Source organism: Pseudomonas viridiflava (genome assembly GCF_003702045.1).
In the GTDB taxonomy this organism is placed as follows: Bacteria; Pseudomonadota; Gammaproteobacteria; order Pseudomonadales; family Pseudomonadaceae; genus Aquipseudomonas; species Aquipseudomonas viridiflava_C.
In genome coordinates, this window is sequence record NZ_RBTP01000039.1 from 1 (window position 1) to 10,586 (window position 10,586).

The 10,586-nt window shown below is 61.7% G+C and carries 1 protein-coding gene; it reads left to right on the forward strand.

Annotated elements, in window-relative coordinates; translation table 11 throughout:
• The coding region (locus ALP40_RS12865) for a non-ribosomal peptide synthetase (protein ID WP_183136039.1) at nucleotides 1–10,586 on the forward strand (10,586 nt) is incomplete at both ends.

A 10,586-nucleotide genomic window follows, 5' to 3' on the forward strand; every position in this document is an offset into this window, starting at 1 on the left:
GGAAGACGTGCCGGGCGACAAACGTCTGGTGGCGTATTTCACGTCCGATCAAGCACACATCGAAATCGAAACCCTGCGCAGCCATCTGCAAGGTCAACTGCCGGACTACATGATCCCGGCGGCTTACGTGCATCTGGAAAAACTGCCGCTGACCCCCAACGGCAAGCTGGATCGCAAGGCATTGCCTGCCCCGGATCAGCACGCCGTGATCAGCCGTGGCTACGAAGCCCCACAAGGCGACCTGGAAATCACGTTGGCGCAGATTTGGGCCGAAGTGCTACAGGTCGAGCAGGTCGGCCGTCACGACCACTTCTTCGAACTGGGCGGCCATTCGCTGCTGGCGGTGAAGCTGATCGAGAAGATGCGCCAGCAGGACCTGAGCGCCGATGTGCGCGTGCTGTTCAGCCAGCCAACGCTGATGGCGCTGGCCGCTGCCGTCGGTCACTCGGATCGCTTCACCGTGCCGGCCAACCTGATCGTGCCTGGCTGCACGCACATCACACCCGAATTGCTGTCACTGGTCAGCCTTGATCAGGCCACGTTGGACCGCATTGTCGCCAGTGTGCCGGGTGGCGCGGCCAATGTGCAGGACATCTACCCACTGGCGCCGCTTCAGGAGGGGATTCTCTACCACCATTTGGCCGCCGAACAGGGCGACCCGTATGTCTTGCAAGGCATCTTCGGTTTCGACCATGAAGACCGCGTGCATGCCTTCGCAAACGCCCTGCAAAGCGTCATCAATCGACACGACATTCTGCGGACCTCGCTGTTCTGGGAAGGGCTGGACGAGCCGGTTCAGGTGGTTTGGCGCGAAGCACATCTGGACCTGCGTCAGGTCGAGCTGGATGGGTCGGCACCGGATGTGATCAGCCAATTGCAGGCACGCTTTGACACGCGTCATCACCGCCTCGACATTCGTCAGGCGCCGCTGATGAGCCTGCGCTATACCCGCGACGAGGCCAATCAGCGCTGGGTGGCCATCCTGATGTTCCATCACCTGGTCATGGACCACGTTGCGATGGAAGTGGTGAGCCAGGAGATGGAAGCGTTCCTCCTCGACCAGGCAGCAGACCTGGGCGTTTCGGTGCCTTACCGCAACTACGTGGCTCAAGCATTACTGAATAACAGCGATGAAGCTCACGAAGTGTTCTTCCGGGAACTGCTGGGCGATATCGAGGAGCCGAGCCTGCCGTTCGGTCTGGATGAGATGAAAGGCGAAGGGCACGGCATCGAGGAACACCGGCTGGCGCTGAGTCCCGATCTCAGCCTGCGCTTGCGTGCCCAGGCGCGGCAGCTTGGCGTCAGTGCAGCGGCGCTGCACCACTTGGCCTGGGCACAGGTGGTGGGTGCGGCAAGCGGTCGTGACGACGTGGTGTTCGGCACCGTGCTGATGGGCCGCATGAACGGCGGAGACGGTGCGGATCGCGCACTGGGTATGTTCATCAATACCTTGCCGGTCCGCCTGTCGCTGGGGGCAACCAACGTGAAGTCAGGTGTGCGTAACACCCACGCCCGACTCACCGCTTTGCTGGCCCACGAACATGCATCGCTGGCACTTGCCCAGCGTTGCAGCGCCATTGCCGCCGGAGCGCCCTTGTTCAGTGCGTTGCTCAATTATCGCTACAGCGCCAACGCGGACGCGCACACGCCGTCGCCCGCCTGGCAGGGCATTGACGCGCTAAAGGGAGAGGAGCGTACCAACTATCCACTGACCCTCTCGGTGGACGATTTGGGTGACGGTTTTGAACTGGTTGTGCTGGTGCAGGAAAGCATTGGCGCTGCCAGAGTCACGGCTTACATGAAGACGGCCCTGGAGCGGTTGGTTGCTGCGCTTGAGGCAGGCGGCAACGCGCAACTGCATGAGCTGTCGGTCGTGCCGGAAGCCGAACTCGACCAAGTGTTGACCGGTTTCAACGACACCGCGGTCGATTATCCATCGCAGCAAACCTTGCAGGGGCTGTTCGAAGCGCAGGTCGAGCGCACGCCAGACGCCGTCGCGCTGGTACACGACGCTGCAGCACTGACCTACACCCAGTTGAATGAGCGGGCCAACCGCCTGGCTCATCACCTGCGCGATCTCGGCGTCGTCCCGGATGTGCGCGTGGGTATCTGTGTCGAGCGTGGTGCGGACATGGTGGTGGGGTTGCTGGCCATCCTCAAGGCGGGCGGTGCCTATGTGCCGCTGGACCCTGCGTATCCGATCGACCGCATTGCCTACATGCTGCAGGACAGCGAGCCTGCCGTCGTACTGGCGCACGGTGTCACTCGGCATCTGATCGCCGCATCGGGCGTGCCGGTCGTCAACCTGGATGAGGTGAACGGGCAGCACACATCCGTCTGCAACCCTCAGATCGAATCGCTGACCTCGGCGCACCTGGCCTATGTGATCTACACCTCCGGCTCCACCGGTTTGCCGAAGGGGGTGATGATCGAACACCGCAACGCGATCAACTTCCTGACGTGGGCGCAGCGTGCCTTCACGCCTTCGGTGCTGGCGAGAACGCTGTTCTCGACGTCGCTGAACTTTGACTTGTCGGTCTACGAGTGTTTCACGCCGTTGTTCTCGGGTGGCTGCGTCGAGGTTGTCACGAACGTGCTGCTCCTCAATGAACGGGAATACGACGTCACGCTGGTCAACACCGTGCCTTCGGCCTTGAAAGCGCTGCTGGAGTCCGGCGGCCTGGGGCAGAGTGTCCATACAGTCAACGTGGGTGGCGAGGCGCTCAAGCGCAGCCTGGCGGAGAGTCTGTTCGAACAGACTCAGGTTCAGCGCTTGTGCAACCTGTACGGACCGTCGGAAACCACCGTGTATTCCAGTTGCGTGGCGATGGACCGTGACAACGGTTTCGCCGCGCATATCGGCAAACCGGTGGACAACACCCAATTCTACGTACTGGATAAACACGCAAAACCGGTGCCGCTGGGCGTGCCAGGCGAGATTTACATCGGCGGTGCCGGTGTGGCACGGGGTTACCTCAATCGTGATGATTTATCGGCCGAGCGTTTTCTGAAGGATCCGTTCAGCCCTCATGCACAGGCTCGCATGTACCGCACGGGCGACCTGGGTCGCTGGCTGGCTGACGGCAATATCGAGTTCCTGGGCCGTAACGACGACCAGGTGAAGATCCGTGGTTATCGAATCGAACTGGGCGAAATAGAAAGCCGTCTTGCCCGGCAGGCAAGCATCAACGAAGCGGTGGTCATCGCTCGTGAGGACGTGCCGGGCGACAAGCGCCTGGTGGCGTATTTCACCTCCCATGAGGCACACACCGATATCGAGCCGTTGCGTAACCACCTGCAAGGGCAGTTACCCGAGTACATGATCCCTGCCGCGTACGTACACCTTGACCGGTTGCCGCTGACCCCCAATGGCAAGCTGGACCGCAAGGCCTTGCCGGCACCGGATCAGCATGCGCTGATCAGCCGCGACTATGAAGCGCCGCAAGGCGCCGTCGAAATCGCTCTGGCGCAGGTCTGGGCTGAGGTGTTGCAGCTCGAACAGGTGGGTCGCCACGACCACTTCTTCGAACTGGGTGGCCATTCGCTGCTCGCGGTGAAGCTGATCGAGAAGATGCGTCAGCAGAATCTGAACGCGGATGTACGCGTGCTGTTCAGCCAGCCCACGCTGATGGCCCTGGCCGCTGCAGTGGGCAACAGCACCGAGATTCAGGTGCCCGCGAACCTGATCCCGCCTGGCTGCACCCACATCACACCGGCCATGCTGCCACTGCTGGACATCAGCGAAGAGGCGCTGGCCCATGTGGTGTCAGCGATCCCTGGTGGCGCGGCCAATGTGCAGGACATCTATCCGCTGGCGCCGCTTCAGGAGGGGATTCTTTACCATCACCTGGCTGCCGGGCAGGGCGATCCCTATCTGCTGCAAGGCTTGTACAGCTTCGACACGGAGCAGCGCGTCAAGTCGTTCGCCAGCGCATTGCAGTCGGTGATCGATCGCCACGACATCATGCGCACATCGCTGTTCTGGGAGGGGCTGGATGAGCCGGTGCAGGTGGTCTGGCGTGAAGCGAAACTGGGTCTGGACCTGATCGAGCCGGAAAATGCCTCACTGGACGTCATCACGCAACTGAGCGAGCGGTTCGACGCCCGTCGGCACCGGATGGACATTCGCCAGGCACCGTTGATGCGTATCGCCTATGCGCAGGACCCCGCCAACCAGCGTTGGGTCGCCATCCTGCTGTTTCACCATCTGATCATGGACCACGTCGCCCTTGATGGGGCGAGTCTGGAAATTGAAGCCTTCCTGCTCGACCAGACGGCACAGCTGGGTGCTTCCGTGCCGTACCGCAACTACGTGGCGCAATCGCGTCTGAGCAACGACACTCAAACCCATGAAGCGTTTTTCCAGCGTCTGCTGGGCGATGTCGACGAGCCGACCCTGCCGTTCGGCCTGGACGAGGTCAAGAGCGAAGGACGCGGCATCGAAGAGCATCGTCTGACACTGGAACTGGCACTGAGTCTGCGCCTGCGGACTCAGGCCCGACAGCTCGGGGTCAGTGCGGCAGCCTTGCATCATCTGGCCTGGGCACAGGTACTGGGCGCAGTCAGCGGTCGCCAGGACGTCGTGTTCGGTACGGTGCTGATGGGCCGTATGAGCGGTGGTGACGGCGCCGACCGTGCACTGGGCATGTTCATCAACACGCTGCCGCTGCGCCTCTCGCTCGGCGCCACCCGTGCCGCAGAGGGCGTACGCAACACGCATACCCGGCTGAGTGACCTGTTGGCCCATGAACATGCGTCGCTGGCGCTGGCTCAGCGTTGCAGCGCGGTTCCGGCCGGGACACCCCTGTTCAGTTCATTGCTCAACTATCGCTACAGCGCCGCAGCGGATGAACACATGCTGTCGCCCGCCTGGCAGGGCATTCAGGTATTGAAAGGTGAGGAGCGCACCAACTACTCATTGACCCTCTCGGTCAACGATCAGGGTGAGGGTTTCGAACTCAGTGTGCTGACGCTTGAAGGCGTGGGGGCCTCCAGAGTCGCCGCGTACATGAACATGGCCTTGATGCGACTGGTGGACGCGCTGGAAGCAGGCGGTCAAGCGCAACTACTTGAACTGTCGGTCGTGCCTGAAGCCGAGCGTCAGCAATTGCTGGTCGGTTTCAACGACACCGCTGCCGAATACCCACTGGAGCAGACCGTTCATGGTTTGTTCGAAGCCCAGGTTCAGCGTACGCCGACATCCGTGGCGCTGGTCCACGGCGCGGCTGAGCTGACGTACAGCGAACTTAATGAACGCGCCAACCGCCTGGCCCATCATCTGCGTGCGCAGGGCGTGGTGCCCGATTCCCGCGTGGCGATTTGCGTCGAGCGTGGCGTGGACATGGTGGTCGGGTTGATAGCGATTCTGAAAGCGGGCGGGGGTTATGTGCCGCTGGATCCGGCATATCCGGCCGAGCGCATTGCCTACATGTTGCAGGACAGTACGCCAGCGGTTGTCTTGGCTCAGAACGTCACACGTAATCTGGTGGCTGCGTCGGGCGTGCCAGTCGTCAATCTGGATGATGTGACCTGGCAGGACGAATCCGTCAGCAATCCTGATAACTGTGAATTGACCTCGGCGCATCTGGCCTACGTGATTTACACCTCCGGCTCCACCGGCCTGCCAAAAGGCGTGATGATCGAACACCGCAACACGGTCAACTTCCTGACGTGGGCGCAGGCCTCGTTTGCACCGTCGGTGCTGGCGAAGACCCTGTTCTCGACGTCGCTCAACTTCGACCTGGCAGTGTACGAATGCTTGGCGCCGCTGATCTCTGGTGGTTGCATTGATGTGGTCACCAACGTGTTGGCCCTCAATGAAGGCGAGCATGACGTCACGCTGATCAACACCGTGCCCTCGGCTTTGAAAGCGCTGCTGGAATCTGGCGGTCTGGGGCAGGGCGTTAATACCGTCAACGTGGCGGGTGAAGCGCTGAAACGCAGCCTGGTGGAAAGCCTGTTTGAACAGACTCAGGTCCAGCGCCTGTGCAACCTCTATGGCCCATCTGAAACCACCACGTATTCCAGCTGGGTAGCAATGGACCGTGAAAACGGTTTCGCCGCGCACATCGGCAAACCGGTGGCCAATACCCAGTTCTACTTGCTGGACGAGCAAGGTCAGCCGGTGCCATTGGGTGTGCCGGGTGAGATCTATATCGGCGGCGCGGGTGTGGCGCGGGGTTACCTCAATCGAGACGACCTGACCGCCGAACGTTTCCTCAACGATCCTTTCAGCGTTAAAGCAAACGCCCGCATGTACCGCACCGGCGACCTGGGTCGCTGGTTGGCGGACGGCAATATCGAATACCTCGGCCGTAACGATGATCAGGTCAAGATTCGCGGCTTCCGTATTGAACTGGGCGAGATTGAGGCCAAGTTGGCCCAACACGCGTCCGTTCAGGAAGCGGTGGTCATGGCCCGGGAAGACGTACCGGGCGACAAGCGTCTGGTGGCGTATTTCACGTCCGATCAAGCACACATTGAAATCGAAACCCTACGCGGCCACCTGCAAGGTCAACTGCCGGACTACATGATCCCGGCGGCGTACGTACACCTGGAAAAACTGCCGCTGACCCCCAACGGTAAGCTGGATCGCAAGGCATTGCCTGCCCCGGATCAGCACGCCGTGATCAGCCGTGGCTACGAAGCACCGCAGGGTGACGTGGAAATCGCACTGGCGCACATTTGGGCTGACATATTGCAAGTCGAGCAGGTTGGTCGCCATGATCACTTCTTCGAACTGGGCGGCCATTCGCTGCTGGCGGTAAAACTGATCGAGAAAATGCGCCAGCAGGGTCTGAGCGCCGATGTGCGCGTGCTGTTCAGCCAGCCAACCTTGATGGCGCTGGCCGCAGCAGTGGGCAGTGGTACTGAAATTCACGTACCCGCCAACCTGATCGAGCCCGGTTGCACGCACATAACACCGGCCATGCTGCCACTGCTGGCGATCAGCGAGGCCTCGCTGGCACGCGTGGTGTCGGCGATTCCAGGCGGTGCGGCGAACGTGCAGGACATTTATCCGCTGGCGCCGCTTCAGGAAGGCATTCTTTATCACCATCTCACGGCAGAGCAGGGCGACCCCTACGTGTTGCAGGCGTTGTTCAGCTTCGACACTGAGGCGCGCATCAAGGCGTTTGCCAGCGCATTGCAACGCGTGATCGAACGCCATGACATTCTGCGTACGTCGCTGTTCTGGGAAGGTCTGGATGAGCCGGTGCAAGTGGTATGGCGTCAGGCGCAACTGGGGCTGGACCTGATAGAACCCGACCCTTCCGCAACGGACCTTGTCGGTCAATTGCAGGCCCGTTTCGACGCTCGTCAACACCGGATGGATATCCGTCAGGCGCCGTTGATGCGGATCGCCTACGTGCAGGATCCGGTTAACCAGCGCTGGGTCGCCATTCTGTTGTTCCACCATCTGGTCATGGACCACACCGCACTGGAAGTCGTGAGTCAGGAGATGGAAGCCTTCCTGCTCGATGACACCGTGCAACTGGCCGATTCCGTTCCCTATCGAAACTATGTGGCTCAGGCACGCCTGGGCAACGACAAGCAGGCTCACGAGGCGTTCTTCCAGGACTTGCTGGGTGACATCGACGAGCCGACGCTGCCGTTCGGTCTGGATGAAGTCAAGGGCGAGGGACGAGGCATCGAAGAGCATCGCCTGGCCTTGGCACCGGACCTGAGCCGGCGTCTGCGGGCTCAAGCCCGTCAGCTCGGGGTCAGCGCAGCCGCGCTGCATCACCTGGCCTGGGCACAGGTACTGGGCGCGGCGAGCGGTCGTGAAGACGTGGTCTTTGGCACCGTATTGATGGGGCGCATGAGCGGTGGCCAGGGCGCGGACCGTGCGTTGGGTATCTTCATCAACACCTTGCCGGTGCGGGTGAGTCTGGGTGCATCGGGTATCACTCAGGGCGTTCGCCAGACCCATGCACGTCTGACCGCGTTACTGGGCCATGAACACGCATCACTGGCCCTGGCTCAGCGTTGCAGTGCGGTTCCGGCCGGGATGCCGCTGTTCAGCGCGCTGCTCAATTACCGCTACAGCGCCGCAGCGGGTGAGCACAGCTTGTCAGAGGCTTGGCACGGCATCGAAGCGCTGGAAGGCGACGAACGTACCAACTACCCGTTGACCTTGTCGGTGGACGATCAGGGCGAGGGCTTCGAGCTGACGGTACTGGTGCAGGAGGGCATTGGTGCCACCAGAATTACCGCTTACATGAGCACCGCGCTGGAGCAACTGGTGACCGCGCTGGAAATCGACGGGCATCAGCCTCTGCGCGGGCTGTCAGTCGTTCCCGTCGCTGAGCGTGAACAACTGTTGACCGCTTTCAACGATACCGCCGCCGTTTATCCGCGTGACGCGACCGTGCATGGCCTGTTCGAAGCCAGAGTCGCCGCGCAGCCTGAAGCCCAGGCCGCGGTGCATGGCGCGGCCACGCTGAGCTACACCGAACTGAACGTCAAGGCCAACCAGTTGGCCCATTACTTGATCGATCTCGGAGTTAAAATCGGCGATACGGTTTCGATCCTGCTGCCTCGCTCGCTGGATCTGCTGGTCGCACAACTCGCGATCAGCAAGTGTGCGGCGGTGTACGTGCCACTGGACATCACTGCACCGCTGGACCGCCATGCGTTCATAGTGCAAGACAGTGGCTCTCGTCTACTGCTCACACACGCCGGTGTGGCTGCGCCGCACGCGATGACGCGTGTGGATCTGGATGCGCTGTCGCTGGACGACCAGGCGGTTCAAAACCCGCAACGTGACGCGACCGGCGAGTCGTCTGCTTACATCATGTACACCTCCGGTTCCACCGGCACCCCGAAAGGCGTTCGCGTGCCGCATCGGGCGATCAATCGCCTGGTGATCAACAACGGCTACGCCGACTTCAATGCACAGGACCGCGTGGCCTTTGCCTCCAACCCGGCGTTCGACGCCAGTACGCTGGACGTCTGGGCCCCATTGCTCAATGGCGGGTGCGTGGTGATTGTCGATCAGGACGTGCTGCTGTCGCTGCCGGAACTGCGTACGTTACTCATCGAGCAGTCTGTCAGCGTGCTGTGGATGACCGCAGGGTTGTTCCATCAATACGCGTCTGGGCTCTACGAAGCCTTTGCGCAATTGCGTTACCTGATCGTCGGCGGCGACGTGCTGGACCCGGCGGTCATCGCCCAGGTCTTAAAACAAGGTGCGCCGCAGCATCTGCTCAACGGCTACGGTCCGACTGAAGCCACGACGTTTTCGGCAACCCATGAAATCAAGGCCGTAGGCGAGGGCAGCATTCCCATTGGTCGCCCGCTGTCCAACACACGACTGTACGTGCTGGACGCCCATCGGCAGCCTGTACCGCTCGGCGTGATCGGCGAGCTGTACATTGGCGGCGACGGCGTAGCACTGGGCTACCTGAACCGTCCCGAGCTGACCGAGCAGGCCTTCGTGGCCGACCCGTTCAGTCTGGATGCGAAGGCACGCCTGTACCGCACCGGTGACCTGGTCTGCTGGCGTGCGGACGGCGCACTGGAGTACCGCGGCCGTAACGACAATCAGGTGAAGATTCGTGGTTTCCGCATCGAGCCCGAGGAAATCCAGGCCCGACTGGCGCAGCACGAAGCGGTCAAGGAAAACGTGGTGCTGGTGCGCGAGGACGTGCCGGGCGACAAGCGTCTGGTGGCCTATTTCATCACTGACAGCGAGCAGGTCGACATCGAATCGCTGCGTGACCATCTGCAAGCGCAACTGCCGGACTACATGGTCCCGGCCGCCTACATACGCCTTGAATCGCTGCCGCTGACCGCCAACGGCAAGCTGGACCGCAGGGCCCTGCCAGCGCCGGACCAGCAGGCGCTGATCAGCCGTGGCTACGAAGCGCCGCAGGGCGACGTGGAAACTGCACTGGCGCACCTCTGGACCGAGATCCTGCAGGTGAGTCAGGTCGGGCGGCATGACCATTTCTTCGAGTTGGGCGGGCACTCGCTGCTGGCTGTCAAACTGATCGAAAAAATGCGTCAGCAAGGCCTCAGCGTCGATGTGCGCGTGCTGTTCAGTCAGCCGACCCTCAAGGCACTGGCAGGTGCGGTCGGCAGCGGCACGGAAATCACGGTGCCCGCCAACCTGATCGAGACCGGTTGCACACACATCACACCGGCCATGCTGCCATTGCTCGATATCAGCGAGGCTTCGCTGGCGCGTGTGCTGTCCGCCATTCCAGGCGGCGCAGCCAATGTGCAGGACATCTACCCGTTAGCGCCTTTGCAGGAAGGGATTCTCTACCACTACCTGACGGCCGAAGAGGGCGATCCCTACGTGCTGCAAGCGCACTACGCGTTTGACACACGTGAGCGTCTGGACGCTTTCATCCAGGCCTTGCAGGCGGTCATCGACCGGCACGACATCCTGCGCACCGCCGTCCACTGGACCGGGCTCGACGAGCCGGTTCAGGTGGTCTGCCGCCACGTTGCGCTGCAACCACAATGGGTGGACCTGGACCCTGCATTCGGCTGCATCTCCACCCAACTGGCGGCGCGTTTCGATGCCCGTCATTACCGTCTCGACCTGACCCGGGCGCCGTTGCTGCATCTGGCCTGTG